This window comes from Agathobacter ruminis, assembly GCF_002735305.1.
Classification (GTDB): Bacteria; Bacillota; Clostridia; order Lachnospirales; family Lachnospiraceae; genus Roseburia; species Roseburia ruminis.
The window spans coordinates 18,753-45,285 of record NZ_PDYG01000011.1 but is presented as its reverse complement, the minus strand read 5'-3'; the positions used below and the strand labels follow the sequence as shown (position 1 = coordinate 45,285).

General features: G+C 42.2%; 27 protein-coding genes. 23 read left to right on the top strand and 4 right to left on the bottom strand.

Translation table 11 applies throughout. From position 1 onward, the window contains the following. The 3 genes from recJ to CSX02_RS03425 form a co-directional block, all read left to right on the top strand. A partial coding sequence (recJ, locus tag CSX02_RS03435; RefSeq protein WP_330399418.1) for a single-stranded-DNA-specific exonuclease RecJ occupies nt 1-1,923 on the top strand: 1,923 nt, incomplete at its 5' end. A gap of 121 nt (nt 1,924-2,044) precedes the next feature. Then, the gene (locus CSX02_RS03430) at nt 2,045-2,959 is read left to right on the top strand and encodes a methyl-accepting chemotaxis protein (RefSeq protein ID WP_189281321.1); all 915 of its coding nucleotides are present in this window, start codon (nt 2,045-2,047) and stop codon (nt 2,957-2,959) included. 22 nt (nt 2,960-2,981) lie between these two features. Continuing rightward, nucleotides 2,982-3,920: an alpha/beta fold hydrolase gene (locus CSX02_RS03425; protein ID WP_099385649.1), complete on the top strand. Its 939-nt coding sequence runs from the start codon at nt 2,982-2,984 to the stop codon at nt 3,918-3,920. Nucleotides 3,921-3,941: 21 nt separating this feature from the next. On the opposite strand, the gene CSX02_RS03420 is transcribed toward CSX02_RS03425, so the two are convergent. Both CSX02_RS03420 and truA read right to left on the bottom strand, forming a co-directional pair. Continuing rightward, nucleotides 3,942-4,625 carry a phosphatase PAP2 family protein gene (locus CSX02_RS03420; RefSeq protein ID WP_051637918.1) on the bottom strand — a complete coding sequence of 228 codons (684 nt, stop codon included), beginning with the start codon at nt 4,623-4,625 and terminating at the stop codon, nt 3,942-3,944. A gap of 74 nt (nt 4,626-4,699) precedes the next feature. Beyond that, nucleotides 4,700-5,437 carry a tRNA pseudouridine(38-40) synthase TruA gene (gene truA, locus CSX02_RS03415; protein ID WP_099385648.1) on the bottom strand — a complete coding sequence of 246 codons (738 nt, stop codon included), beginning with the start codon at nt 5,435-5,437 and terminating at the stop codon, nt 4,700-4,702. 137 nt (nt 5,438-5,574) lie between these two features. On the opposite strand from truA, the gene CSX02_RS03410 reads away from it, so the two are divergent. The 3 genes from CSX02_RS03410 to CSX02_RS03400 are packed head-to-tail and all read left to right on the top strand — an operon-like array spanning nt 5,575 to nt 8,091. After that, entirely contained in the window at nt 5,575-5,796 is a 222-nt protein-coding gene (locus tag CSX02_RS03410) for a cation transporter (RefSeq protein ID WP_099385652.1), read from the top strand. Then, the gene (locus CSX02_RS03405; RefSeq protein ID WP_099385647.1) at nt 5,789-7,708 is read left to right on the top strand and encodes a heavy metal translocating P-type ATPase; all 1,920 of its coding nucleotides are present in this window, start codon (nt 5,789-5,791) and stop codon (nt 7,706-7,708) included. The genes CSX02_RS03410 and CSX02_RS03405 overlap by 8 nt, the downstream gene beginning before the upstream one ends. Nucleotides 7,709-7,719: 11 nt before the next feature. Beyond that, a complete protein-coding gene (locus tag CSX02_RS03400) occupies nt 7,720-8,091 on the top strand; it encodes an ArsR/SmtB family transcription factor (RefSeq protein ID WP_099385646.1) in 372 nt (123 codons plus the stop codon). A 73-nt stretch (nt 8,092-8,164) separates the two neighbouring features. On the opposite strand, the gene CSX02_RS03395 is transcribed toward CSX02_RS03400, so the two are convergent. Beyond that, a complete protein-coding gene (locus tag CSX02_RS03395) occupies nt 8,165-9,544 on the bottom strand; it encodes an MATE family efflux transporter (protein ID WP_031543829.1) in 1,380 nt (459 codons plus the stop codon). Between the two features lie 152 nt (nt 9,545-9,696). Between CSX02_RS03395 and hisC the strand changes: the two genes are divergently transcribed. The 3 genes from hisC to CSX02_RS03380 all read left to right on the top strand — a co-directional run bounded on the left by hisC (nt 9,697) and on the right by CSX02_RS03380 (nt 11,922). Continuing rightward, entirely contained in the window at nt 9,697-10,758 is a 1,062-nt protein-coding gene (gene hisC, locus CSX02_RS03390) for a histidinol-phosphate transaminase (protein WP_099385645.1), read from the top strand. A 28-nt stretch (nt 10,759-10,786) separates the two neighbouring features. Further along, nucleotides 10,787-11,227 carry a small multi-drug export protein gene (locus tag CSX02_RS03385; protein WP_330399416.1) on the top strand — a complete coding sequence of 147 codons (441 nt, stop codon included), beginning with the start codon at nt 10,787-10,789 and terminating at the stop codon, nt 11,225-11,227. A 62-nt stretch (nt 11,228-11,289) separates the two neighbouring features. Then, a complete protein-coding gene (locus CSX02_RS03380; RefSeq protein WP_031543826.1) occupies nt 11,290-11,922 on the top strand; it encodes a DUF1836 domain-containing protein in 633 nt (210 codons plus the stop codon). Nucleotides 11,923-11,992: 70 nt separating this feature from the next. On the opposite strand, the gene CSX02_RS03375 is transcribed toward CSX02_RS03380, so the two are convergent. Next, nucleotides 11,993-12,286: a YerC/YecD family TrpR-related protein gene (locus CSX02_RS03375; protein WP_031543824.1), complete on the bottom strand. Its 294-nt coding sequence runs from the start codon at nt 12,284-12,286 to the stop codon at nt 11,993-11,995. A 178-nt stretch (nt 12,287-12,464) separates the two neighbouring features. Here CSX02_RS03375 and pcrA point away from each other — a divergent pair, with 178 nt between their 5' ends. The 14 genes from pcrA (at nt 12,465) to CSX02_RS03305 (ending at nt 26,504) form a co-directional block, all read left to right on the top strand. Beyond that, the gene (gene pcrA, locus CSX02_RS03370; protein WP_099385643.1) at nt 12,465-14,693 is read left to right on the top strand and encodes a DNA helicase PcrA; all 2,229 of its coding nucleotides are present in this window, start codon (nt 12,465-12,467) and stop codon (nt 14,691-14,693) included. Nucleotides 14,694-14,810: 117 nt separating this feature from the next. Then, nucleotides 14,811-15,095, top strand: a complete 285-nt coding sequence (locus CSX02_RS03365) for a hypothetical protein (RefSeq protein WP_031543821.1) — start codon at nt 14,811-14,813, stop codon at nt 15,093-15,095. Nucleotides 15,096-15,177: 82 nt separating this feature from the next. Next, nucleotides 15,178-16,647, top strand: coding sequence for a 23S rRNA (uracil(1939)-C(5))-methyltransferase RlmD (rlmD, locus tag CSX02_RS03360; protein WP_099385642.1), 1,470 nt, complete (start codon nt 15,178-15,180; stop codon nt 16,645-16,647). A 38-nt stretch (nt 16,648-16,685) separates the two neighbouring features. Beyond that, a complete protein-coding gene (locus CSX02_RS03355) occupies nt 16,686-17,012 on the top strand; it encodes a helix-turn-helix domain-containing protein (protein WP_099385641.1) in 327 nt (108 codons plus the stop codon). A 77-nt stretch (nt 17,013-17,089) separates the two neighbouring features. Next, entirely contained in the window at nt 17,090-17,845 is a 756-nt protein-coding gene (locus CSX02_RS03350; protein WP_099385640.1) for a hypothetical protein, read from the top strand. A gap of 1 nt (nt 17,846) precedes the next feature. Then, a complete protein-coding gene (locus CSX02_RS03345) occupies nt 17,847-18,701 on the top strand; it encodes a KilA-N domain-containing protein (RefSeq protein WP_099385639.1) in 855 nt (284 codons plus the stop codon). A gap of 96 nt (nt 18,702-18,797) precedes the next feature. Then, a complete protein-coding gene (locus CSX02_RS03340) occupies nt 18,798-19,592 on the top strand; it encodes a GNAT family N-acetyltransferase (protein WP_099385638.1) in 795 nt (264 codons plus the stop codon). A 253-nt stretch (nt 19,593-19,845) separates the two neighbouring features. Next, nucleotides 19,846-21,168, top strand: coding sequence for an O-acetylhomoserine aminocarboxypropyltransferase/cysteine synthase family protein (locus CSX02_RS03335; RefSeq protein ID WP_099385637.1), 1,323 nt, complete (start codon nt 19,846-19,848; stop codon nt 21,166-21,168). 83 nt (nt 21,169-21,251) lie between these two features. After that, the gene (locus CSX02_RS03330; RefSeq protein WP_099385636.1) at nt 21,252-22,328 is read left to right on the top strand and encodes an ABC transporter substrate-binding protein; all 1,077 of its coding nucleotides are present in this window, start codon (nt 21,252-21,254) and stop codon (nt 22,326-22,328) included. Nucleotides 22,329-22,363: 35 nt separating this feature from the next. Further along, complete coding sequence (locus CSX02_RS03325; RefSeq protein ID WP_099385651.1) at nt 22,364-23,341, top strand: ABC transporter permease; 978 nt, start codon at nt 22,364-22,366, stop codon at nt 23,339-23,341. Then, nucleotides 23,338-24,117, top strand: coding sequence for an ABC transporter ATP-binding protein (locus CSX02_RS03320; RefSeq protein ID WP_099385635.1), 780 nt, complete (start codon nt 23,338-23,340; stop codon nt 24,115-24,117). The genes CSX02_RS03325 and CSX02_RS03320 overlap by 4 nt, the downstream gene beginning before the upstream one ends. 58 nt (nt 24,118-24,175) lie before the next feature. Then, nucleotides 24,176-24,598 carry a DUF4418 family protein gene (locus CSX02_RS03315; RefSeq protein ID WP_099385634.1) on the top strand — a complete coding sequence of 141 codons (423 nt, stop codon included), beginning with the start codon at nt 24,176-24,178 and terminating at the stop codon, nt 24,596-24,598. Continuing rightward, complete coding sequence (locus CSX02_RS03310; protein ID WP_099385633.1) at nt 24,595-25,791, top strand: ABC transporter permease; 1,197 nt, start codon at nt 24,595-24,597, stop codon at nt 25,789-25,791. Before CSX02_RS03315 ends, CSX02_RS03310 begins: the two co-directional genes overlap by 4 nt. Before the next feature lie 38 nt (nt 25,792-25,829). Continuing rightward, a complete protein-coding gene (locus CSX02_RS03305) occupies nt 25,830-26,504 on the top strand; it encodes an ABC transporter ATP-binding protein (protein ID WP_099385632.1) in 675 nt (224 codons plus the stop codon). Nucleotides 26,505-26,533: the final 29 nt, after the last annotated feature.

Sequence of the window (26,533 nt, the reverse complement as noted above, 5' to 3'; positions counted from 1 at the left end):
ATCAGGATGCGAGCTTTTGCATATATGAAAACCAAAATATTCTTGCAAAGTGAAGGGGTTGCCGGGGGCATGGGGCGAGGATGCCAGGCAATGCAAACTGTGAATGGCAGGACCGGTAGATTATGGGGCTTTAAAATTGATGCTAAATTGCGTAAAATAAAAAAGAATGAAGAGGTGGACATGAAGACTGTGAAACGAAAATTTGTTGAAATCAGAAAGAGTGGGGATTTCGATGGAATTGCAAAGAAGTATGGAATAGATCCGCTGGTGGCGCGGATTATGAGAAACAGGGGCGTGGAAAATGAGGCGCAGATTCGGGAGTATCTGGAGGGAAGTCCGGAGGAATTACCCAGTCCGTATTTGTTGAAGGATGCGAAGTCCGCAGCGCAGATTTTGTTGAACCAAATTGAGGCGGGCAAACATATCCGTGTAATCGGCGATTATGATATCGATGGGGTGATGAGCTCGTATATTCTGACAAAAGGATTGCGCAGATTGGGTGCAAATGTCAGTGTGCAGATTCCGCATCGCATTGTAGACGGATATGGGCTGAACCGGAATCTGATAGAGGAAGCCAAAGCGGATGCGGTGGATTGCATCATTACATGCGATAATGGAATATCGGCAATCGATGAGATTGCATTGGCAAAGGAATACGGAATGACCGTAATCGTGACGGATCATCATCAGGTGACCGTTGGAATCCCGGATGCGGATGCGGTGGTAAATCCACATTTGCCCGGAGACGAATATCCGTTTAAGGAGATTTGCGGCGCGTCGGTTGCATGGAAAGTGTTGCGCATTGCATATGAGCTGGCAAATGTCAATCCGGCAGAAACTGATGAATTTATCGAGAATGTCGGCATGGCAACGGTTGGAGATATTATGCCACTGGTTGGAGAAAATCGTGTGATTGTCAAAGAGGCTTTATGTGTCATTCAAAGGACCAAAAATCTTGGCATGGCAGCCTTGATTCGCCAATGCGAATTGCAGGATGCGCAGATTAAGGCCTATCATTTTGGCTTTGTACTGGGACCGTGCATTAATGCGACCGGGCGATTGGATACGGCAAGCCGCGCATTGGAATTGTTTCTGACAGAGGATCCGATGCGTGCATTGAAGCTGGCAGGGGAGCTTGTGACCCTGAATGATGAGCGAAAGGACCTGACCACAGAAGGCGTCGAAGAAGCGATTCGCGTCTGCGAAGAAAACGGATATGAGAATGATCCGATATTGGTATTGTATCTTCAGAATGTGCATGAGAGTATCGCGGGAATTGTGGCAGGACGCATTCGTGAACGCTATTACAAGCCGACGTTTATTTTGACGGACGGAGAAGATTGCATCAAGGGATCTGCGCGTTCCATAGAAGGATATTCGCTGGCACAGGAGATGGCAAAGCATGCGGATTTGTTTCTCAAATTCGGCGGTCATCCGAAGGCGGCCGGCCTTTCGATGCGCAAGGAAGAGATTGACCGGTTTCGCACTGTCATCAACGAAACATCTCCGATTACAACAGAACAGGAGATTGAGACGGTCAGCCTGGATGCCTGTCCACCACTGTCATATCTGACAGTGGAACGGGTGGAACAGTTGCAGGTACTTGAACCGTTTGGAAATGAAAACGCAGGACCGGTTTTTGGTGCAAGTCAATGCAGGATTCGCCGGATGCGCCGCATGGGCAAAACCAATCAGATTTTGCGCATTACGTTTGAAACTGAGATCGGCACTTCAATCGATGGAATCTGTTTCCATGAAGCGGATTTGCTGCTTGATTTTCTGCGTGAAAAATATGGTGATGCGGAAGTGGAAAACGCATTTTGGGGCAGTGCGAATCAAATGTTTTTGTCCATTGTTTACACTCCAAAAGTAAATGATTACCGGGGCAGGCAGGTGCAGCTGGAAATCAAGTACTATATGTGAAAAACAATCAATAAAATGAAGCCTACACCTTACAAAATAAAGGCAGGTATGATAAAGTATAATTGTTGTAAAATATAAAGATGCAGGTGCTGTTATGTTTGGTAGCAAAAATAAAGAAAACTTGGAAAAAATCGAAAGTCTGTCAAAAGAACTCGAAAGAAAGGACGATCTATTCACTGCAGTGGCGGAGAGCTCCACTTTGATGGAATCCAATGTGCAGGAATATGAGAATTCCACAATTCAGATGAAGAATGATCTTGATCAGATTGCGGAGAATCTGGATGCATCCGGAGCCATCCTTTCCGAAAATGCAAAATTGATCAATGCGCTTCATGAAACCATGAGCGTTGCGGCGACAACGGCAGAGGAGTGGGATGCTTCACAGACTTCATTTTTGAATAAGCTGGACAAAATTTCAGAAAACAGCTTGAAGGCAGTTGATAATAATAAGCATTTTACCGACCCTTCAAAATCACTCAGTGAGATTGCAGATTCCATGAAGAAAGAATATATGGACAATATCCGCAATTTGAAAACAATGGAAGACTACGCAAAGCAGATGAGTGTTCTTTCACTGAATGCAGCCATTGATGCCGGTCGAATGGGGGAATCCGGAGTGCAGTTTGTGGCTTCGGCAGAGGCGATTCGCAATTATGCATCAAATTATGACCAGTCCGTGAAGGATTTGATGGAAAAATTTGAGGCATCGCAAAAGCAGATTGCGGTGATGGAAGAGAATATCCGCACGCTCATCAATCTGCTCAAGGAAAACAATGTTGCCGTCTCCAAAATTATGAAGGATCTGAATGCCTTATCCAAAGAAGGCAAAAAGATGCAGGAGACTGCGCCGATTGGGGCTTATCGTCAATTGATTGATACGGCGGGACTGATCAAAGATGCTGAGACGGAAGTGGAGCGCATGGAAGCACGCAACCGTTTGCAGATTGATGATATTCTTTCGGAAGTGCAATTACAGAAAAAAGAAGTTCGGGAATTATCGGAGTGTATGACCGAACTGATTGCCAAGACGAAATAAAATCCGGGGAGGTTTTTACAAAATGAAAGAGATATTTACATTTCCATCCAGTGATGGCAAGACGACGATTCATGCAGTTCGACATATGCCTGAGAATGGAGAGATAAAAGCAATTTTGCAGATTGTGCATGGCATGGTGGAATTCGTGGAACGCTATGATGCATTTGCAAAATTTCTGACAGAGCATGGATATATGGTAGTGGGACATGATCATCTCGGACATGGTGATTCGGTAACAGACAAGTCGGAGTGGGGATATTTCGGAGAGCCGGACCCGCTTTCGCTTTTACTTACGGATATCCACACGCTTCGCACCATGACGCAGGAGCAATATCCGGATGTTCCGTATTTTATGCTGGGACACAGCATGGGATCCTATTTATTGCGCAGTTATCTGTCACAATACAATGACAATCTCAGAGGTGCAATTATTATGGGCACCGGCTATATCCCGGAAAAGACAACCAATATGGGATTTAAGGTAGTCAATTTCCTTGCAAAAATTCATAATTGGCATTATGTCAGCAAATTTGTGGCAAAGCTTTCCTTTGACAAGCCGTACAAGAGATATGACCTGACCGGAAAGGATGCGACGAACAGCTGGCTGACCAAGGATCCGGAGATTGTAAAATGGTATTACAGCGAACCAAAATGTACCTATATGTTTACGGTCAACGGATATAAAGGACTGTTTCAGGCGGTGCAGTGTTCCTGCAATTTTGAAAATATCAAAAAGGTTCCGAACAAGCTTCCGCTGTTTATTGTTTCCGGGCAGGACGATCCGGTTGGAAACAATGGAATCGGTGTCAAAAAAGTTTATGATTTGTTTGCACAGGGCGGCAGTCTGGATTTGACTTACAAGCTTTATCCGAACGATCGACATGAGATTTTGAATGAGACGGATAAGGAAGAGGTCTATGCGGATTTGCTTTCCTGGATGAATGTACGAATTACAACTTAAAAGCAAAAAAAGAAAGCCCCATTATTGGGGCTTTTTAAATTGCATTTTCGGACCGGTCTGGCGGCGGAAAATATCAAGAACATATACAAGATGATACATAATTGCGGCAAGCAGCAGAGCTGTGATGACATCAAAGCAGGAATGCTGCTTGATGAACATGGTTGCCAGAATGATGTTGACACACAAAATCAATGAGATGAATCGCACGATTTTGTTATGTCTGAATTCCCGGCTGGTCATAACAGCAAAGTGAATGGCCAGAGCATTGTAGCAATGGATGCTCGGGAACAGATTGGTTGCAGTATCGGTCGAATAGATGATAGAGCACAATTTGGTAAATACATTATGATGTGTAAAATAGCTTGGACGAAGGAAATGACCGTTCGGATATACCGTTGAAATTACGAGGAAAATCGTCATTCCGGTAAAAAGGAACATGCATAATTTATAATATTCATCCACATTGCGAAATGCGAAATATACAACTCCCCATGCGACATAGGCAAACCAGAGTACATACGGGATGACGAAGTATTCGCAAAACGGAATCAAGTCATCAAACGGGGTATGAATCACATGAAAGCTTGTGGTGACCGTGCTTTCAATGATGGTGAACCAAACCATATAGACAATGAAATATAACAATATAAAAAGATGACGATTGCTATCAGCAAAAGCGGCAAATTTTTTGACTAAATTCCCCATGTATTTATCCTTTCATAATATTTTTACATGGATTATAGCACTCATGGAATCGTGATTCAAGTCGGCAGGCAAAGTCAATCATAATAAACTTCTTTCAGGTACAGGCCCTGTGGAGGGGCAGTATAGCCTGCTGCTTCCCGGTCAAGTGCAGCCAGAATGTCAGGGATGGAATCCGGATCACGCCGTCCGTCTCCGACTTCAATCAAAGTACCTGTCAGGATGCGCACCATATTCATCAGAAAACCGTTGCCGGTGTAAGCGATGACCAGCTCGGAATCCGAAGGGGTAATGACGATGTCGTCGATTCTGCGCACCGTCGATTTCTTCATGCGCTTGTTCGCACAAAAAGATTTGAAATCATGCGTGCCAATCAGATATGATGCAGCTTTTCTCATGCGCGCAATGTCCAGCGGGGTCTGATAATCATAATAGAATTTGCGTGCAAACACATCGGAAACAGGAGATGTGTGAATGCGATACAAATAAGTCTTGCCGATCGCACTGAGACGACTGTGAAAACGCTCAGGGACTTCCTCTACAGAGCATACAGCGATGTCCTTTGGCAGATGCGCATTCAGATAATCATGGATGGTATCACAAGGCATATCCAAAGCATGAAAATTGGCAACCTGTCCAAGCGCGTGTACGCCCGCATCCGTGCGTCCGCTTCCTGTGATTGTAATTGGTTCTTCAAACAAATGTGTGAGAACATTTTCTATTTTTCCTTCAATGGTATCAGGCGTATCTTTTTGCGCCTGCCAGCCACTGTATCTGGTTCCGTCATATTGGATAATCATTTTATAATTCTTCATGAACACATGGTATCACAGAGTGCAATCTTTTCCAAATGATTCTAAAAAAAGGATTGACAGATCAGGCGGCATATGTATAATGAAGTTATGAACATATGAATGATTGTTCATATGAAAAGATGAAAGGAGTATTTATTATGAAAAAGACATATCAAATCGAGGTTGACTGCGCAAACTGCGCAAACAAAATGGAAGAGGCTGCAAAGAATACAGCCGGTGTAGCGAATGCAACCGTCAATTTTATGGCATTAAAGATGAAGGTTGAATTTGAAGACGGAGCAGATGAGAAGGAAACAATGGATGCTGTATTGGCAAATTGCAAAAAAGTAGAAAGCGATTGTGAAATCTATTATGAATAAAAAGCAAAAGAAAATGCTGCTTCGCATTATCATTGCTTCCGTTGCAATGCTTGTCCTGATGTGGATTCCGTTTGGGGAAGCGCTCTGGGCAAGAATGCTGAGATTGGGATGCTATCTGGCGGTTTATCTGATCATCGGATATGATATTTTGCGAAAGGCAGCAAAAGGAATCTATCACAAACAGGTATTTGACGAGAACTTTCTGATGGCAATTGCAACCATCGGTGCAATGAGCATCGCCATTTATGAGAATGGTGATTACACTGAGGCAATCGCCGTTATGTTATTCTATCAGATCGGAGAATTTTTCCAGAGCTATGCAATCGGAAAGAGTCGTCGCAATATTGCAGCACTGATGGATATTCGTCCGGATACGGCCAATTTGCTGACAGACAATGGAATTGAAGTGGTAGAACCGGATGATGTTGTTACCGGATCGATTATCGTCGTAAGACCGGGAGAAAAAATCCCAATCGACGGAATCGTTGTGGAGGGACAATCAACTTTAAATACGAGTGCGTTGACAGGAGAATCACTGCCGAGAGAAGTCAAAGAAGGCGAAGAGGTGATTTCCGGTTGTGTGAATCTCAATGGAGTGCTTCATATCCGGACAACACGTGAATTTGAGGAATCCACCGTATCCAAGATTCTCGAACTGGTGGAAAATGCAAGTTCGCGTAAGAGTCGCTCGGAGAATTTTATTTCCAAATTCGCCCGCGTCTATACGCCGATTGTTTGCTACAGTGCGCTGGCATTGGCGCTGATTCCGCCGCTGGTATTGTTCGTGACCGGAAACGGACATGGTTTTTCGACCTGGTCTGACTGGATTTACCGTGCATTGATCTTTTTGGTAATCAGTTGTCCATGTGCACTGGTTGTCAGCATTCCGCTTTCATTCTTTGCGGGAATCGGCGGTGCAAGCAAAGCCGGTGTGCTGGTAAAAGGTTCCAATTATCTCGAGAGTCTGTCAAACAGCCGATATGTTTTGCTCGACAAAACGGGTACATTGACAGAAGGTGTGTTTGAAGTGACCGGTATTTATCACAACAGAGACATCGAAAAAGAAACATTGCTTGAATATGCGGCCTATGCAGAGAGTCATTCGACGCATCCGATTTCGAAGAGCCTGCAGCAGGCATACGGAAAAGAACTGGATTTGAGCAAAGTATCGGATATAGAGGAAATCAGTGGTAACGGTGTATTGGCAACTGTCGAAGGAAAGCGCGTGGCCATCGGTAATGAAAAGCTGATGCAGCATATCGGTCTTTCGGATGAAATTCAGACACAGACTGATGCAGTCGGAACCATTGTTCATATGGCAATTGATGGCAGATACGAGGGCTATCTCGTAATTTCGGATCGCATGAAGGCAACCGCAAAATCTGCAATTGCAGATTTGAAGAAAGTCGGAATCAGACAGACGATTATGCTGACAGGAGATTCCGAAAAAGTGGCACACAAAGTTGCAGGTGAGCTTGGCATCGACCGGGTATATGCGCAACTGCTTCCGGCCGACAAGGTCGAAAAAGTTGAACAGGTACTTGCACAAAAGCATCATGACAAAGAGATGGTTTTATTTGTCGGTGACGGAATCAATGATGCACCGGTGCTCTCGAGAGCAGATGTCGGAATCGCGATGGGCGCATTGGGCAGCGATGCCGCAATCGAAGCGGCCGATATTGTATTGATGGATGACAATCCGCAAAAAATCGCAAAGGCAATCAGAATTGCGCAAAAATGTATGCGCATTGTCTATGAGAATATTGTATTTGCAATCGGAGTCAAAGTCATTTGCCTGATCCTCGGAGCTTTGGGAATCGCAAATATGTGGATTGCAATATTCGCAGATGTCGGTGTGATGGTCATTGCTGTTTTGAATGCCATCCGTGCATTATTTGTGAAGAAAGATTAAGAGGTGACAACATGAGTCAGAAGAAAATCATGGACCTGGATTGTTGTGACGATACCTGTATCCATGAGAACTTATTGAATATTGTCCGGGAAAAATTGCCCGATGAGGATATTCTGTATGATTTGGCAGAATTGTTTAAAGTGTTTGGAGATTCCAGCAGAATTCGCATTCTCTATGTATTGTTTGAGTCGGAGGTATGTGTCTGCGATCTGGCGGAAGCGCTTGGCATGACACAGTCTGCGGTTTCGCATCAGCTGAAAATTTTAAAGACCAACCGACTGGTCAAAGCGCGCAGGGAAGGCAAATCCGTATTTTATTCTCTGGCGGATGATCATGTGCGAAGCATTCTGGGGCAGGGTGCGGAACATGTGACGGAAGATTAGAAATAACATAACAGATACGAAAGAACGGATATGAAGAGAGGAATGTGCAGACACATTCCTCTTTTTTTATCGTTTATGTAGCGGAAACCAATTCTTTTTGGCGTTTGAATCGCCTTACACAATACATGTATGCCGGGGCGAGAAAGACATCTGCGAGCACCCATGCAAGCGGTGAAGCAAAACATACAGCGGTGAATCCAAAGTATGGCACCAGAAAAATTGCGACAACGGATCGTGCAACCATTTCAAACAAGCCGGCAAAGACGGCCAGTCCGGAATGTCCCATTCCCTGAATCATGAAACGGAGGACATTGACAAATACCAGGAAGTAATAAAATGCGAGGTTGATAATCAGACAGTAACTTCCCTGCGCGATGACTTTGGTTTCTGATGCCTTTACAAAGAGCAGCAGAATCTGTTTTGAGAACAGGAAGACCGCTGACATGACGACGGTGGAATAGATTAGTCCGATGATGCCGGCGGAACGCAATCCCTTATTCAGTCGATCATATTGGCCTGCACCGACATTTTGACCGGCGTAGGTGGCCATGGTGGAACCAAGTGCATCAAACGGTGCCATCAGGAATCCGGAGACACGGCTGTTTGCAGTCATGGAAGCAACTGCGATGGAGCCGAGTCCGTTGACGGACCATTGCAATAATACGCTTCCGATTGCGGTGATGGAATATTGAATTCCCATCGGAAATCCCATGCGCAAAAGAATGCCTGCATGATTGCGCTGCAATCGCAGATCCGAGCGGCTGATGTGCAAAATATCCATTTTAAATAAGATATAAATCAGACACAGGATACCAGATATGAGCTGGGAAAGTACCGTTGCCAGTGCGGCGCCGCGTACACCCATATTCATTGGAATCATAAACAGCAAATCCAATCCGATATTCATCAGTGCTGCAAATACCAGAAATACAAACGGTGCAATTGAATTGCCGACAGAGCGCAGAAATCCGGCCAGCAGATTGTACATCATCGTGGCTGGAATCCCGAGAAAAATGATAAATACATAGGCATCTGCATGGTCAATGATATCATAAGGTGTCTTCATCCATTCGAGAATCTGGCGACAGTTGGCTGTGGTAAATGCTGTCATCGCTGCAGCACAGATGACAGTCAGAACGATGGAGTTGCCAACATATTTTTTTAATCGCGCGGAATCTTTGGCACCAAAGGCCTGTGCAACCGGCAATACGAATCCGCTGCACATTCCGTTGCAGAATCCGATGAGTAAAAAGCAGATACTTCCTGTTGCACCAACAGCGGCAAGCGGTTTCACACCCAGGTACAGTCCGACAATGATGGTATCCATCAAATTGTAAAATTGTTGGAAAAGCACACCTCCGAGCAGCGGCAGCAGAAATTGCATAATCAATCGCGACGGAGAGCCGGTGGTCATATCCAGTGTGCGAGATTTGTTTGATTGTTTCTTTCTCATAGTATATTCCTCATTTAGTCCTATCTAAACCTCATCATAGCATGACAATATAAAAAGAAAAGTATTTTTTTTATTTTTAGGTGTCTTTTTTTTAGAAAGTCCGTTAAAATGTCATTAGTGTGTTGACAATCGTTTTTTGGAGAAATTGAATTATGCGTAAATGGGAAGAAAATGTCAGAAAAGTAACCCCGTATACACCGGGAGAACAGCCGAAGTTAGAGTCGATGATCAAATTGAATACCAATGAGAATCCATATCCGCCTGCTCCGGGTGTCGAGAAGGTATTGCGAAGTTTTGATGTCAATCGGCTTCGTATGTATCCGGATCCGCTTGTAAATGATTTGAGAAGTGCAATCGCAAAGCGATATGGTATGACCGTGGATCAGACCTTTGTCGGGGTTGGTTCGGATGATGTCATTGCAATGCTGTTCATGACATTTTTTAACAGCAAAAAGCCGATTCTGTTTCCTGATATCACCTATTCATTCTATGATGTATGGGCTGATATGCTCAGAATTCCATATGAACAGATTCCGCTTGATGAGCAGTTTCAGTTGAATCCACAGGATTATTGCAGAGACAATGGCGGCATTATTTTTCCGAATCCGAATGCACCGACAGGAGAATTACTCCCGTTGTCTGCCGTAGAACAGATTGTACAGGCAAACCCGGATGTGGTTGTGATTGTCGATGAGGCATATATTGACTTCGGCGGTGAGAGTGCAATCGGCCTGATAGAAAAATATGATAATGTCATTGTGGTGCAGACATTTTCAAAATCCCGTTCTCTTGCGGGAAGTCGAATCGGATATTGCTTTGGCAATCCAACCCTGATAAAATATCTGAATGATGTCAAGTATTCATTCAATTCCTATACAATGGATGCGCTGACAATCGCACTTGGTACCGCGGCAATCAATGATGAGGATTATTTTGCACAGACGACTGCAAAAATCATTCAGACAAGAGAGTGGACCAAGACACAATTAAAGCGCCTGGGATTCGTCTTTGGCGATTCCATGAGCAATTTTATTTTTGCAACCCATCCGAAGATTGATAATATCGCTTTGTTCGAGGCACTGCGCGAAGAACATATTTTTGTGCGTCATTTTAATCATCCTAAGAGGATTGCACCATATCTGCGAATCAGCATCGGTACGCAGGAAGAAATGGAAAAATTAATCACATTTTTGGAGAATTATTTGAATGTTTAGGAAATATTTGTTTTGTTTTTTGTTATCTATGGTACCAATCATTGAATTAAGAGGAGCAATTCCCTTCTCACAGGGATTCGGACTGCCAATGGTGCCGTCATTTATCGTCTGCATCATCGGAAATATGATTCCGGTACCGTTTATCTATCTGTTTGCGCGCAAGATTCTGATCTGGGGCGCAGACAAAAAAGTGATTGGCAAATTCTTTACTTTTTGTCTGGAAAAAGGAGAAAAAGGCGGGAAAAAACTGCAGGAAAAAGCCGGAAAAGGACTGTTTGTTGCACTGTTTCTGTTTGTCGGCATTCCGATTCCGGGCACAGGAGCATGGACCGGAACACTGGCAGCCTCCATTCTGGATATGGACTTCAAATCGACAGTTCTGGCAGCCATGCTCGGCGTGTTGCTTGCCGCAGTCATTATGATGACCGCTTCCTTTTTGACAGTAAATGGAATCCATTTTTTCGCATGATGAGATTTAAAAATGTTTACATCTAGTTTTGAATACTATAAAATGGGAGTTGAGGTGAAAAAATGGAGAAACAAGAGAACGAAATGAAAGAATTTCTTGCGAATATTGTCAATGTCATTCGCGGAATGGATTATATCAAATCAGAAGATGTGCCGAATATTGATTTATATATGGATCAGGTGACAACCTTTATGGACGAGCAGTTAGAAGGTTGTAAGCGTCATGATGTGGACAAGATTCTGACCAAAACCATGATCAACAATTACGCAAAAAACAATTTGCTTCCGTCACCGGATAAAAAGAAATATTCCAAAGAGCATATGCTGACATTGCTGTTCATCTATTATTTCAAGAATATTTTGAGCATCAGCGATATTCAGTCAATTCTGAACCCAATCACGGAGCGTTATTTCAACGGGAAAGATTTTAACATGGAGGATGTCTATGATGAAATCTTCAAAGTAGAAGACATTGAAGCCGGCAAATTCTTTAAGGATATCGCAAAGAAATATAAGCAGGCGCAGGAAACTTTTACCGATTTCCCGGAAGAAGACCAGAAAATGCTTCACACCTATAGCTTTATCTGTATGTTGAGCTTTGATGTATATGTCAAGAAAATGGTCATCGAGCGTTTGATTGATACCATGGGAGAAAATGCAGACCATCCGGCAGAATCGGATGCCAAAGAAGAATAAAACTAAAATAAAAAGAAGGTTTACCGAATCGGTAAGCCTTCTTTTTTAGAGCTTGTTTTGTTTTTACTAATTAATTCTCTTCACCTAAGCGCTTGAATACCAAATCATATCCATCGCATCCGTAATTAAGTGAACGATTTACACGACTGATGGTAGCGGTAGAAGCACCTGTCTTTTCTGCAATATCAAGATAAGTCTTCTGTGCGCGAAGCATTCTTGCCACTTCAAATCGCTGAGAGATGGATAACAACTCGTTGATGGTGCATACATCCTCAAAAAAGTTGTAGCATTCATCGCGATTTTCCAAAGAAAGGATGGCATCGAATAAATGGTCCACTTCTTCTGTTCTGATTTTTTTACTCATCTGCATTCCTCCTAAATCTAACTAAAATAATTTTATCATAGTAAAGTTTTAAAAGCAAGAATATTTTTCCCACCTGTTTGCAATTCAAAGTAGCAGATAGTAACGGGGAAAGTTCTGTGATATAATACTTTGGATTGAAATTTGTATGAGAATTAAGAAACAGGATTAGGATAGCAGAATGGATTTATTGAATGCGATGAATGCGCCTCAGAAGGAGGCAGTGATGACGACAGAAGGTCCTCTTTTGATTTTGGCAGGAGCCGGTTCGGGAAAGACAAGAGTGCTGACACATCGAACCGCGTATCTGATTCAGGAGAAGAAGGTGGATCCGTATCATATTCTGGCAATTACCTTTACGAATAAGGCGGCCGGAGAGATGCGCGAACGAATTGACAGACTGGTGGGATTCGGCTCGGAAGCAATCTGGGTTTCAACTTTTCACTCTATGTGTGTGCGAATTTTGAGAAGATATATCGACCGGTTGGGATACGACACCAATTTTACGATTTATGATACGGACGATCAGAAATCGCTGATGAAGGATATTTGTAAACGTCTCGAAATCGATACCAAGATGATGAAGGAAAAAATGTTCCTGAGTGTGATTTCATCGGCAAAGAATGAGATGATTGGCCCGATTGAATTTGCCAATCGCGCGGTCGGTGATTTCACAAAGCGCAAACAGGCAGAAGTATATGCGGAATATCAGCGCGCCTTGAAACAGAATAATGCGCTGGATTTTGATGACTTATTACTTTTGACGGTCGAGCTGTTCAAACTGGACAAGGAAGTGCTTACCAATTATCAGGAGCGATTCCGCTATATTATGGTGGACGAGTATCAGGATACCAATACGGTTCAATTTGAACTGATTCGCCTGCTCGCCATGAAATACAAGAATTTGTGTGTGGTCGGAGATGACGATCAGTCGATTTACAAATTCCGCGGGGCAAATATCTATAATATTTTGAATTTTGAAAAGCAATTTGAGGATGCGAAAGTCATTAAGCTTGAGCAGAATTATCGCTCTACACAAAACATTCTTGATGCAGCAAATGCGGTCATTCAAAATAATATTGGAAGAAAAGCAAAGCGGTTATGGACTGAAAACGGGGAAGGCGAAAAAATTCAGCTGGAGCAATTGGACAACAGCTATGAAGAGGCGGATTATGTGGTGCGTGATATTGATAGAAAGGTACGCAACCACGAATATCGATATCAGGATTTTGCAATCCTGTATCGTACGAATGCGCAATCCCGTCTGTTCGAAGAGCGTTTTATCAGCAAAAATATACCATATAAGATTGTCGGTGGTGTCAACTTCTATGCCCGCAAGGAAATCAAGGATGTCCTTGCCTATTTGAAGACAATCGGAAACGGGCATGATGACTTATCCGTTCAGCGTATTTTGAATGTGCCAAAGAGAGGAATCGGAGCCACCTCCATCGGGAAAATTATGGATTTTTCCATTGAACATGGCTGCGATTTTTATGAAGCACTCTGTCACGCGGATGCTGTCCCAAAATTGGGAAAGGCTGCAGACAAAGTTCGTCCGTTTGTCAATTTGATTGAATCCATGCGTGTGCTTTCACAAAACAAAGATGTGGTAGAACTGATCAAAGCCGTGCTTGATCAGACCGGATATGTGGCAGAACTGGTTGCGGAAGGCACGGATGAAGCACAGGCGCGTATTGAGAATATTGACGAATTGATTTCAAAAGCCGCTGATTATATGCAAACGGCAGAGACTCCATCGCTCAATGACTTTTTACAGGAAGTTGCGCTGGTTGCAGACATTGACAGCCTCGACGAAGATACGGATTATGTTGTTCTGATGACCCTGCATTCCGCGAAGGGACTCGAATTCCCGAATGTCTATCTGACCGGAATGGAAGATGGGCTTTTTCCAAGCTATATGTCCATTACTTCCGACGAGATTGATGGCAATGGCGCCAATTCCGAGGTGGAAGAGGAACGCCGTCTCTGCTATGTCGGCATCACGCGTGCAAAAGAGCATTTGACGCTGACCGCGGCAAAGTCACGCATGGTGCGTGGAGAAACACAGTGGAGCAAACTTTCACGCTTTGTGAAGGAAATCCCGGATGATTTGTTAAAGGGCTCCTATTCACGCGAACGGGAAGTACCGCGTTTTGAAAGCCCGGGATTTCAAAACACACCGGTGCGCAAATATGTATCACCATCGCAACAGCGCCAGTTTGAAAGCGCTACAACAGGTGCAATGAATCTGAATTACGGCGTAGGAGACCGTGTATCTCATATGAAATTCGGAGAGGGCACTGTCACGGCGCTGGTATCCGGCGGTCGCGATTATGAGGTGACGGTCGACTTCGACACTGTGGGAACCAAAAAAATGTTTGCGACATTTGCAAAACTAAAGAAGCTCTAGTTCCGGCAACTGGATTACAAAAATAGGCTAGGAATTGAAAATGAGGTATGCTATAATTTTTGTAATGGAGCAAGCGTTCCGGATAATAAAAATGTGATTGAAAGGGTGGTATTTCAAATGGACAAAGTAGAAGAACTCTTAGCAAAGGTAAAATTGAATGAACTAGTTGGGAAAAAGCAAGAGGAAGAGAAGAAGAAGCCATCGAAGGCAGTTATCATTTTTGCGATTATCGGTGTGATTGTTGCAATCGCAGCAGCTGCATACGGTATTTACCGTTTCTTTACACCGGACTATCTGGATGATTTTGAGGATGACTTCGACGATGATTTCGACGAAGACTTTTTCGAGGATGATGACCTGGATCCAAAGCAGGAAACCACGAAGGCAGCTGAGGAGAAATAAAACACTACAAAGGGGTCTGCAATGCAGATCCCTTTTTCTATGAAATAAAAGAGCAAAAAATCGAAATGACTGGAGAAAACGAATGAAAAAAGGATTTCGTGGCGAAGGCCTTGTAAAATATGTGGACTTCCCGAACAAGGGAGTCGTAGAGACCGCAGACGGGGAGAAATTGATTGTAAAAAATACCATTCCCGGACAGATGGTCTCTTTTGCATGCAACAAAGCGCGACATGGCAAATATGAAGGCAGATTGCTGGAAGTGTTGGAGCAAAGTCCAATGGAAAATGCACCGGCAGACTGTTGTCCGCACTTTGGCATTTGCGGAGGCTGCACTTATCAGTCACTTCCATATGAGCAGCAACTTGAAATGAAAGAGGCGCAGGTGCGAAAGCTGATTGCGGATGCGATTGGAACGGAAGAAGAAAGTGGATATGAGTTTTTGCCAATTACCGGAAGCCCGCTTCAGGAAGCATATCGCAATAAGATGGAATTTACGTTTGGTGATGAATATAAGGATGGCCCGCTTGCACTTGGAATGCATAAGCGTGGAAGCTTTTATGATATTGTAACTGTAAATGACTGCCGGATCGTAGACAGTGATTTCCGGTTTATTCTGCAGGCAACCTGTGATTTCTTTGCGCAGAGTAAAGTGCCGTATCTGCATCGTCTGACGCATGAGGGCTATCTGCGACACCTGCTGGTACGCAAAGCGGTCAAAACGCAGGAAATCTTAATCGATCTGGTGACGACGACAAAACTGCCTGATGCATTTGACGAAAATGAGCTTCTGGAATCCTATCAACAGGAGTTGTTGGAGTTGGAAGCAGAAGGAAAACTGACCGGAAAAATCAAGGGAATTCTGCATACGAAAAATGACAGCCTTGCGGATGTTGTCAAAGACGAAGGAACCGACATTCTGTATGGCGCGAATTATTTCTATGAAGAAATTCTGGGTCTTCGTTTTAAGATTTCTCCATTTTCATTCTTCCAGACCAATTCACTTGGAGCAGAAGTGCTTTATGAGAAAGCGCGCTCATTTATCCGCGAGGCATATGGTACAAATTCGAAGGAAGAGATGAAGGGCGCCACCCTCTATGACTTATATTCCGGAACGGGCACCATTGCACAAATGATGGCGCCGGCCTGTGCGAAAGTCGTCGGAGTGGAAATTGTTGAAGAGGCAGTGGAAGCCGCAAAGGAAAATGCAAAACTGAATGGTCTATCCAACTGCGAATTCCTGGCAGGCGATGTTTTAAAAGCACTCGATGAAATTGAAGAAAAGCCGGACTTTATTATTTTAGATCCGCCGCGTGATGGAATTCATCCGAAGGCACTCGAGAAAATAATTGATTATGGAGTCGACAGCATGATTTATATTTCCTGCAAGCCGACTTCACTGGCACGCGATTTGGAAGTCTTAACAGCGCGTGGCTATCGCGTACAGAAAGTGGCCTGTGTGGATATGTTCCCGAACACTTATCATGTGGAGACTGTGTGCCTTTTGCAGAAAAATGGGCAACACACGTCCGAAAGCCATTACTCTGGATGTTGAGATGGAGGTTTATTACAGAATAAAAGGGGACAGTACGAATGACTGAAAGTAAAACTATAATCGATATGGAGAAGACCGGAAACAACCTCCGAAAATATGCATATGAGAATGGATATAGCGTAAAGGATATTCAACAGTATCTTGGATTGTCATGCCCGCAACCGGTATACAGATGGTTTAAGGGAATAATACTGCCCTCGGTTGATAATCTTCTTCGCCTTAGTGAATTGTTCCATGTTCATATGGAGAATCTGTTAGTGAAACAATACACAAAGTATACGTATGATAGTTCTTTGGTTACAAAGGCTAATTCAAACCAATTTGTAAAACGAATGCAGGCATATTATTCGCCACTTGTTGCATAGCCGGGATTTTGGACTATCCGTCCAATGACAAAAAATCACGCATATTATACGATAAAAGAAAAAATCGGAGGTGCGTGATGACAAGAGGAAAGATTATTTACATTGATCGGGAAGGGAAGATTTTCTCGTCAGTAGAGTTTAATGGAGATATGTATCCGGGTGGGAATGCAGATAGAATTCTGGAGATGTTCGAAGCGGGATTTTTTTCGAATTACGGCAACTATGAGAGTTTTGTGATCCGGTTTAATAAGTCTCATTATGGTTACGAGGAAGAACTGATTCATTCGATTGCCTGTAAGGAAGAGAGAGTTATTGATGTTACTGAAAACAGGACAGATTACCTGTATATTATCAATAATTCTGACTGTGAATGGGTAATAAAAGATAAAAACGGTGCTTCTTTTTTAGATAATAGAACACTGGGAATTATACGATTTCAGCAAGTTGAGAAGATGATTCACAGAGTTTTGCACGAAAATGCAAAAGAATTCAGCGCAAATATCAGTAAAGAAGAATTTGTGGATATTATGAGCCGGTTAAGAGAAGCATCGGATCTTGTTGATAAGGTTGATGAGCTTTTCAGGAAAAGCAGAGATAATGTTGAATGTGATTTCTGTAATGGCGCCGGACTTCAGATCTCGCATGAGAGTTCGGTTGTATTTTTGCTTCGAAAACTGTTAAAGGATGATGTTGAGGATATCGATTATTTCATCTATGAATTGGATTATGGACGAAAGTATGAGCCTGGCATGATTACAGACGAGAATGACCATGATATCGACTTCAGTTCTGCTGAAAAGCTATATGATTACCTAATCGGGGAGGTGAAATAATATGCCAAAAACAATAAAGAAGGAAACGATACACGCTAAAGGATTTGACATAGGGATTTATACTGCGGATTATGAAAATGAATTTATATCCCTAACGGACATAGCGCGTTATAAAAGTGATATGCCGCACGATGTTGTCAAAAACTGGATGAGAAGTCGAGAAACAATAGAATTTCTCGGTATTTGGGAGAGTTTACATAATTCGAGTTTTAAACAGGTCGAATTCGACCTGTTTAGAGCAGAAGCCGGGTTAAATGCATTTACAATGTCTCCTACAAAATGGATAGATGGTGTGAATGCCATAGGTATTGTTACGAAGGCTGGCCGCTATGGTGGAACATATGCTCACTCTGATATAGCACTTGAGTTTGCGTCTTGGGTATCTGCTGAGTTTAAGCTTTATATCATGAAGGATTATCAGCGCCTAAAGAAGGATGAGAACAGCCGCCTGTCTTTGAACTGGAACCTGAACCGTGAGATTGCCAAGCTTAATTACCGAATTCATACTGATGCGATCAAGGATTATCTGATTCCACCGGAACTGACACCGGAGCAGATTTCATATAAATATGCCAATGAAGCGGATATGCTTAATGTTGTATTGTTTGGTATGACTGCAAAACAGTGGAGAGATGCTAATTCAGATAAGAAAGGAAACATCAGAGATGATGCCAACCTTAATCAGCTTCTCGTGTTGGCAAACATGGAAAGCTATAATGCAATCCTGATTGGACAGGGTAAAACTATGTCTGAAAGGATAGTGTTGCTTAGAAAACTCGCTGTTAAGCAGATGGAGACTCTGTCCATGGTCAGTATGGATGGTATAAAACAACTGCCGAACGGCGATTCTACATAGTGCAATAATTGCATTTTAAAGGAATTACGAAAGAATCCTTCGATAACGCAGAAAGAACGGTAAGCGTAACGGAAGGTGGGAGGTACTGGTAAAGCTATGATAGAGACTTATGTTGATGAAAGGGACTATAAACTTTTAGAACGAGACAGATACACATTTTTTGTTCTGAAGCGGATCATGGGCGGGGAATGTAAACTACTGTTGTCTGACCATGAGCGGCTGATCCTTTGCTTTACAGGGCATCCGTTTCCGGTTTGGATATGGACAGCAGATGATGCTGCAGAAGAGGAAATGGAGAAGGCATATCAGCTGGCCAAAGAAAATAAGTTACTTACCGGAGAATATCATTTTAACATTAAGTATTCTCTTGCGGAGTATTTTATAAGACGCGCAGCGGAAGAAGGATTGGAGCTGAAGATCATTACAAATATGTTTGCTTATGACTGCCTTGAGCCTGTCAGACCTGACACAGAGTCAGATGGCGGCATCCACTGTTGTGAGATGAAGGACCTGGAAGAATTGGTTGACTTCATGGATAGATTCCACAAGGAACTAAGCATTGACCAGAAGGATATTTCAGGTTACCGGGAAGATGCTGAAGAGTTTATCCGATCAGGGAATATGTATCTTTGGAAGGATGAACAGGGGCACAACGTAGCCAGTTGTAAATATGCACCTGACGGAGATATGGCATCTATAAACCTTGTATTTACACGGCCTGAATTTAGAAGAAGACATTATGCGGAAAATCTTGTGTATCAGGTGACGATGAAAGCAAAAGAGGCAGGATACGTACCGATGCTTTATACCGATGCAGATTATGTAGCTTCCAATGCCTGTTATGAGAAGATAGGATATGTCCTTCGTGGCAAGCTGTGCACGATCGGCTAAGCATTTTGCAGTAAGTCAGATTTAAAATTGCAGATAGATGATGAAAAAGGAATCGAGGAAGCTCGATTTCTTTTTTTTCGCAAATTTTTATAACCGTTACAAATCTGGGCTATACCACTTAAATAAGCTTATAACAACTATCAGGATTTGATTATGGACGCCTATTGGTTCAAGTGGCAATATAAGTTCTAACAGTTAACAACCACCTAATGAAGACAATGCAAAAACAAATATTAGAAAGGATGTAATGATTATGGCAGACAAAGAATATGGTTTTGACACGTTGAAGATTCAGGCAGGATATGATTCTGCTGATAATAAGTATTCGGTTTCACCTCCGATCTATCACACAGCAGCATTTGATTTCAGAGATACTGAGCATGCTGAGAATCTATTTACTTATAAGGAAGCAGGATATCTTTATACAAGAGTCGGCAATCCTACAGTAACTTATTTTTCTGAAAGAGTTAGGGCTCTCGAAGGTGCTAAGAATGCTGTGGCAGTAGGATCAGGAATGGCAGCAATTACATACACACTTCTAAATCTTGCAGCAAACGGCGGAACAATTCTCGCTTCACCTTACCTTTATGGAGGTACGATTGATAGTTTCGATAGACTTTTCCCGGAAGTCGGAGTGAAAATAAAACTTACAAGAAGTGTTCTTGATCCGGAAGAACTTGATAAGGAACTATCTGAGGGAGATGACATTAAGGGAGTGTATCTTGAGTCGATATCCAATCCAAATGCATATCTTCCGGATATTGATGCGATATCCGAGGTGGCCCATAAGCATGGTGTACCGGTTGTTGTTGATAATACAGTTGCAACTCCTTATATCTACAGACCGCTTGAACATGGTGCTGACATCGTTGTTTATTCTGCAACCAAGGGACTTACAGGACATGGTAATATCATCGCAGGTCTTATTCTTGACAATGGTAAGCTTGACTATTATACACAGGACAGATATCCACAGTTCTATGAGCCAATTGTGATGCTTAAAGGTAAGAGTCCGAAAGAAGTGTTCCCGGACAACTTTTTCATATTCCGTGCAATACTTGTATACCTTAACCTTTTGGGAGCTGCACTTTCACCGAATGATGCATATCTTGGAATTCTGGGCCTTGAGACCCTTTCAGAAAGAATTGCGAAGCAGAGTGCAAATGCTTTAAAGATTGCTGAGTATCTTGAAAACTCACCGGCAGTAGAATGGGTTCGCTATCCTAAGCTTGACTCATATAAATATAAAGAAGTTGCGGATAAGCATCTGACAAATGGTGGTGGAGGACTTCTTTCTTTCGGAATTAAGGGAGGCAAGGAGCAGGAAGCACGATTCCTTAATCATCTTAAGCTATTCCATTATCTTGTAAATCTTGGCGATGTGCGTTCACTTATCGTAAATTCGCCGGATACAACACACAGTGAGCTTACAGATGAAGAGAAAGAGCTTGCAGATATCCCTGCAAATCTTATCAGAATTTCAGTTGGGCTGGAAGATGTGAATGACCTTATTGCAGATTTAGATCAGGCGTTCAAGGTGGCTGGACTTTTGGATGCTGATAGCTCTGCTGCTTAACAGGCGCATACAAGACGTGTGCAAGACATTTTGTAGAGTATGAAGAAAAAGAGAAATTATTTAGTGTTTACGAAGGAGCAAATATGAAAAAGAAAAATTGGTTAAAAAAGATGGTTGCAGTTGGGCTTGTTTTTTCATTATTTACGGGCTGTGCAGTATCAACTAATGACAGCGAAAAGGGATCTTCATCCGATTCTACTACTGAAGGAGGAGCAACTGCGACAGATGGGGATTATAAGTATGGCAAGATTGATATCCCAGGAAAGGATGGAGCCCTTTGTGGAGCGCCTATTTATATCGCTTATGAAAATGGTTACTTTGCACAAGAGGGGTTTGACGTAACTTTGATTTCTGCAGATTTTGAGACCAGAAAGATTGGTTTGAACAACGGCACAATCCCGATTGTAAATGGAGATTTCCAGTTCTTCCCGTCTATTGAGAATGGAATCGATGTAAAGGTTGTAGACGGTCTTCACGAGGGATGTATTAAGTTTGCGGTAAGAACTGATTCTGATATCGAGACTGTGGAGGATTTGAAAGGTAAGAAGATTGGTGTGGATGAAATCGGTGGAACTCCTCATCAGGTGGCGAGCTTATGGCTTGAAAATGCTGGAATATCTGCAGATCCTGCAGATGCAGAGGTGACATTCCTTCCATATTCAGATGGAAATCTAGAGTTTGAAGCTTTACAAAGCGGAGAGATTGATGTTGCAGCGCTTTGGGATCCACTTGGATCAATTCATGAAAAGGCAGGAGATGTCAAGATTATCTTCGATCTTGGAACGGATGCGTATTTTAAAGATAAATTCTGCTGCTTCTTATATGCTTCTACCAAAGTACTTGAAGAGAATCCGGAGGAAGTTGCCGCATTGCTTCGTGCTTACAGAAAAGCGCAGGAATGGATATATGAAAATCCTGAAAAAGCGGTCGATATCATCGTAGAGAAAAATTATGCTGCGATTGAAGACAGAGAACTGGCAGTAGAACTTGTAAAGAGTTATGGATATCCGTCTGCAACACAGCATGCAGAAAACTGGGATGAGCTTGTAGAAGAAAATGTGAGTTATTTTGCGAAGGGCCTCTATGACATTGGATATCTTGAAACGAATCCGGAAGAGTTCACAAATAATATTTATAAGAAAGTAGATGTGGGAAATTGATAACGTTAGAAACAGTAAAGCAAAAGAAAATTGCCATGATACTATTTACAATATCCGGTTTTATCGTGGCAATATTGGTAAATGTCCTGTTTCCTCAAAAGGCAGATGTAACATTCAAAATATATACGTTAAATATTTTGAATCTGAGGATTGCTTTTGATATTAATAGTGCTTACATTGTGGTTTTGGTAGCATTGATTTTGATATATGCAATATCCGGAATACGGTCGAGTTTTCAAAAAGATAAAAGAAAACTTTATGCAAAAAATGCAGCATTTAGATTTGCACTTGGAATCGCTCTTGCCATATGGGATATAGGAGGAACTAAGCTTCAAATCTTTGCACAACCGTTTTTCCCCGGACCGGCTCAAATTATAGAAGCCTATCTTGCAGAAGGGAGCTACATCGTACAGAATACGCTATATTCTATCAGGCTTTATTTAGCCGGTTTTAGTTGCGGGGTACTGCTTGGAGTTGGAACAGGTATATTGATTGGATGGTTTCCGAAGGTATATTATTGGGTATTTCCTATTCTTAAGATAACAGGAGTCGTGCCGGCAGTTGCATGGATGCCTTTTGCGCTTACACTTTTCCCAACATCATTTAGTGCAGCAGTATTCTTAATTGTAATTTGTGCTTGGTTTCAGATTGCATTCCTGACAGCTCAGGGTATACAAAGTACGCCTAAGCAGAGCTACGAAGCAGCAACAGTCCTTGGGGGAGGGCAGATCAATCAGATACTGCATGTAGCCATACCGCATGCGATGCCGGATATCTTTACCGGCATCGGATCGGCAAATGCGATGGCATTTACCACGCTTGTAATGAGCGAGATGTTGGGTCAACCGGGAGGTCTTGGATATTATATCAACCAGTCCAAGGTATGGAGCGCATATTATAAGGTTCTTGCCGCTATTGTTATCATGGCTGTCCTGTTTTCGTTTATCAATTTTCTGATTGGTCTTATCAGGAAAAGAGTACTCAGATGGCAACAGGGGGTTATTAAAGTATGAAAAGTTCTATCAGCATAAGCAATGTAAATCGTATTTATAAAGATTCAGATGGTAACAGAGTGGAAGCTTTGAAAGATGTGAATCTCGAAATAAAACCCGGAGAGTTTATATCAATTATAGGACCATCCGGGTGTGGCAAGACAACACTTCTTCGTCTTATAGCAGGACTGGACAAACCTCAGACAGGGCAGTTATTCATAGATGGGGCAGAAATCACAGGTGCTGATCCGTCCAGAGGATACGTGTTTCAGCAGGGAAGCCTTTTCCCGTGGTTGAGCGTTAGGAATAATATTGCTTATGGTTTAAGGGCAAGAAATGTTTATAAAAGCAAAAAAGAAAATATAGAAAACTATATTGAACTTGTCGGACTGAAAGGATTTGAGAAGTCGTATCCACACCAGATTTCGGGTGGTATGGCGCAAAGAGTTGCCATAGCAAGAGCGCTGATCAATGAACCTAAGGCTCTTCTTTTGGATGAACCTATGGGAGCTCTTGATTCTTTTACGAGGGCGGATCTTCAGGATAAACTCTTGGAATTGTGGAAAAAGGATGGAACTACTATGGTTTTGGTGACGCATGATATTGATGAAGCGATATATTTAAGCGATAGAATTGTCATCATGACGCCAAGACCGGGTAAGATTAGTAAGATTATAGATGTGAATTTGTCCAGACCAAGACAGAGAGGAAGTGCATCGTTTCTTGACATGAGGAGACAAATCCTTGAATTTTTCGAATTGGCGCAGGCGATTCCGCAACCGGAATACAATATCTAAATCTAAAGAGAATGTTTATAAAAGAGTTTTAAATCAGATCAAATGGGAAGGATGAAATATGAATTATTTAAAAAAGAATTTTGTAAAGTTCATTGAACTTGTACTTTCATTAATACTTGCAATCGGATCGTTTACAGTATTCGCTGCTTGTCCGTTGTCAGAAGAACATGTAATGGCTTGCCATTATGCACAACTGGTGGTTACGACACTTGGCGTTATTCTTGTTGTTCAGTCATTGGCAGCAGTTATTATAAGTAATGAAAAGGTGAAGCTTGGTATAACACTTGCACAGATCCCAACTGCGGTAGCCGTATTTTTAGTTCCTGGAACTATTTTTTCACTTTGCATGATGAGCAGTATGAGATGTATCAGTATCTTTCAGCCAGCAGTAAGAGTCATTAGCGCGATTGTGTTTGTTGTATCAGTTGCAGATGTAGTTATTAGTTTTATCAAGAAGAATAAGCAGGGAGTTAGTAAGTGAACATAGCGAAACTGCCGTTAAAAAATATAATCAGTTATAAAAAAAGAACGATAGGATTAATTCTAATACTCGTAATTTTGACAATGTCATTATTCGGAGGAAGCATCTTTATCAAAAGTCTTAATAACGGACTTGATAGCTTGAATGAAAGATTGGGCGCAGATATCATTGTGCTTCCAAAGGATGCAGAATCAGAGGTAGATCTTCAAAATCTCCTGCTTCAGGGAACACCCGGATATTTTTATATGGATAAAAGTATTTTAAATGACCTTGAAAGTATTGAGGGAGTAGATAGGATATCGGCGCAATATTTTCTGGTGTCGGCCAATGCAGACTGCTGTAGTGTTAAGGTTCAGATAATCGGATTTGATGAAGAGACTGATTTCACAATCAAACCCTGGTTGAATGAAAGCTATCAGGGCGTGCTTAAGGATGATGAGATCATTGTTGGTTCAATGCTCTCTACTAAAGTGGGCCATACCTTGAAGTTGTATGGAAAGGAATTTCTTGTAGTCGGCAAGCTTGAAAAGACCGGAACAGGACTTGATACTGCGGTATATACAACAGGTGATACAGTTAAAACTTTAATAGAGGCAGCGGAGGATAAAGGGATTAGCATATTATCAAAGCAAAGCCCGGATGATGTGATATCTTCTGTTTATATTGATGTAAAAGACGGATATGACATCGATACGATAGTATCTGATATTAATCTCAACAACAGCGAAGTCAAAGCTGTCAGAGCAAGGACAATGATGACTTCGACCTCGGATCGGCTAGGCATCATCTCTTCTGCAATTTCGTTTTTTGTCAAAATCATATGGGCGTTTGCAGCAATCATTTTGATAGCAGCTTTCTACATCATCACAGGTGAGAGAAAGAAAGAGTTTGCAGCGCTTAGAGTAATCGGAGTTTCACGAAAGAAGCTGGGTGTTTTGGTTATGTCAGAGGCAATTATAATTGGAATTATCGGAAGTGTGTTTGGCATCATCATCACGGGAGCATTTATGTATTCATTTAGTGTTCTTATTGGTACCAGACTTGATCTTCCGTATTTGCTTCCTGGTGTGGTTACGACCACATACTATATCCTTGTAACCTTTATAAGCGTTGTGCTTCTTGGAACAATATCGGGTTTGATATCAGCGTATAGGGCTGTGTCAGTGGATACAGCAAGGATATTAAGAGAGTAGGAAAGCAACAACATATTCGAAGGGAAATAGCGAATATCATGACGATTGATGCAAAGAATATATTAGTTTCTTATACGAAAAATGGAAAAAAAGATAATACGATCTCTATCATAAATTCTGTTGATATAACAATTGTTCCCGGTAAGGTTACGGTTATCTTCGGAAGATCCGGGAGTGGGAAAACAACGCTTATCAGCGTGTTGGCCGGTTTGTTGAAACCGCAAGAAGGAAGCGTTTTGTATGATGATATCGATTTATATCAGCAGAACGATGATTTTATTTCTGACTTTAGAAGCAAAAATATCGGGTTTATTCCGCAAGGCCAAAGTCTACTTAGTAATTTAACGATTAAGGAGAATATACTTTTAGCAAACAATAATGGCAATGATTCAGATAGAGCAGAGGAGTTGATTGAGCTCCTGGGACTTTCCGAACGAGAGGAGTATCTGTCAAGCCAGTTGTCTGGAGGAGAACTCAGAAGATGTGCAATTGCAAGAGCATTAATTAATCAGCCTTCTGTAGTATTTGCAGATGAGCCGACAGGTGATCTTGATGATGATAATACACAAATTGTATTCGAACTTCTTCGTCAAAAAGCAAAAGATGGTGCGGCTGTAGTAATCGTAACGCATGATGAGTCAGCATATAATTATGCAGATATCGTATATCGAATGGATGGCGGAGTGCTTGCGTTAAGTGATACTCAAAAATAATCACTGCTTATTACCGGAGATAGCTTTTT

Bases quoted from the DNA above. Each gene is read 5' to 3' on its own strand.
- CSX02_RS03425 (WP_099385649.1), top strand. From the start codon at position 2,982: ATGAAAGAGATATTTACATTTCCATCCAGTGATGGCAAGACGACGATT.
- CSX02_RS03420 (WP_051637918.1), bottom strand. From the start codon at position 4,625: ATGGGGAATTTAGTCAAAAAATTTGCCGCTTTTGCTGATAGCAATCGT.
- truA (WP_099385648.1), bottom strand. From the start codon at position 5,437: ATGAAGAATTATAAAATGATTATCCAATATGACGGAACCAGATACAGT.
- CSX02_RS03410 (WP_099385652.1), top strand. From the start codon at position 5,575: ATGAAAAAGACATATCAAATCGAGGTTGACTGCGCAAACTGCGCAAAC.
- CSX02_RS03405 (WP_099385647.1), top strand. From the start codon at position 5,789: ATGAATAAAAAGCAAAAGAAAATGCTGCTTCGCATTATCATTGCTTCC.
- CSX02_RS03400 (WP_099385646.1), top strand. From the start codon at position 7,720: ATGAGTCAGAAGAAAATCATGGACCTGGATTGTTGTGACGATACCTGT.
- CSX02_RS03395 (WP_031543829.1), bottom strand. From the start codon at position 9,544: ATGAGAAAGAAACAATCAAACAAATCTCGCACACTGGATATGACCACC.
- hisC (WP_099385645.1), top strand. From the start codon at position 9,697: ATGCGTAAATGGGAAGAAAATGTCAGAAAAGTAACCCCGTATACACCG.
- CSX02_RS03385 (WP_330399416.1), top strand. From the start codon at position 10,787: ATGGTACCAATCATTGAATTAAGAGGAGCAATTCCCTTCTCACAGGGA.
- CSX02_RS03380 (WP_031543826.1), top strand. From the start codon at position 11,290: ATGGAGAAACAAGAGAACGAAATGAAAGAATTTCTTGCGAATATTGTC.
- CSX02_RS03375 (WP_031543824.1), bottom strand. From the start codon at position 12,286: ATGAGTAAAAAAATCAGAACAGAAGAAGTGGACCATTTATTCGATGCC.
- pcrA (WP_099385643.1), top strand. From the start codon at position 12,465: ATGGATTTATTGAATGCGATGAATGCGCCTCAGAAGGAGGCAGTGATG.
- CSX02_RS03365 (WP_031543821.1), top strand. From the start codon at position 14,811: ATGGACAAAGTAGAAGAACTCTTAGCAAAGGTAAAATTGAATGAACTA.
- rlmD (WP_099385642.1), top strand. From the start codon at position 15,178: ATGAAAAAAGGATTTCGTGGCGAAGGCCTTGTAAAATATGTGGACTTC.
- CSX02_RS03355 (WP_099385641.1), top strand. From the start codon at position 16,686: ATGACTGAAAGTAAAACTATAATCGATATGGAGAAGACCGGAAACAAC.
- CSX02_RS03350 (WP_099385640.1), top strand. From the start codon at position 17,090: ATGACAAGAGGAAAGATTATTTACATTGATCGGGAAGGGAAGATTTTC.
- CSX02_RS03345 (WP_099385639.1), top strand. From the start codon at position 17,847: ATGCCAAAAACAATAAAGAAGGAAACGATACACGCTAAAGGATTTGAC.
- CSX02_RS03340 (WP_099385638.1), top strand. From the start codon at position 18,798: ATGATAGAGACTTATGTTGATGAAAGGGACTATAAACTTTTAGAACGA.
- CSX02_RS03335 (WP_099385637.1), top strand. From the start codon at position 19,846: ATGGCAGACAAAGAATATGGTTTTGACACGTTGAAGATTCAGGCAGGA.
- CSX02_RS03330 (WP_099385636.1), top strand. From the start codon at position 21,252: ATGAAAAAGAAAAATTGGTTAAAAAAGATGGTTGCAGTTGGGCTTGTT.
- CSX02_RS03325 (WP_099385651.1), top strand. From the start codon at position 22,364: ATGATACTATTTACAATATCCGGTTTTATCGTGGCAATATTGGTAAAT.
- CSX02_RS03320 (WP_099385635.1), top strand. From the start codon at position 23,338: ATGAAAAGTTCTATCAGCATAAGCAATGTAAATCGTATTTATAAAGAT.
- CSX02_RS03315 (WP_099385634.1), top strand. From the start codon at position 24,176: ATGAATTATTTAAAAAAGAATTTTGTAAAGTTCATTGAACTTGTACTT.
- CSX02_RS03305 (WP_099385632.1), top strand. From the start codon at position 25,830: ATGACGATTGATGCAAAGAATATATTAGTTTCTTATACGAAAAATGGA.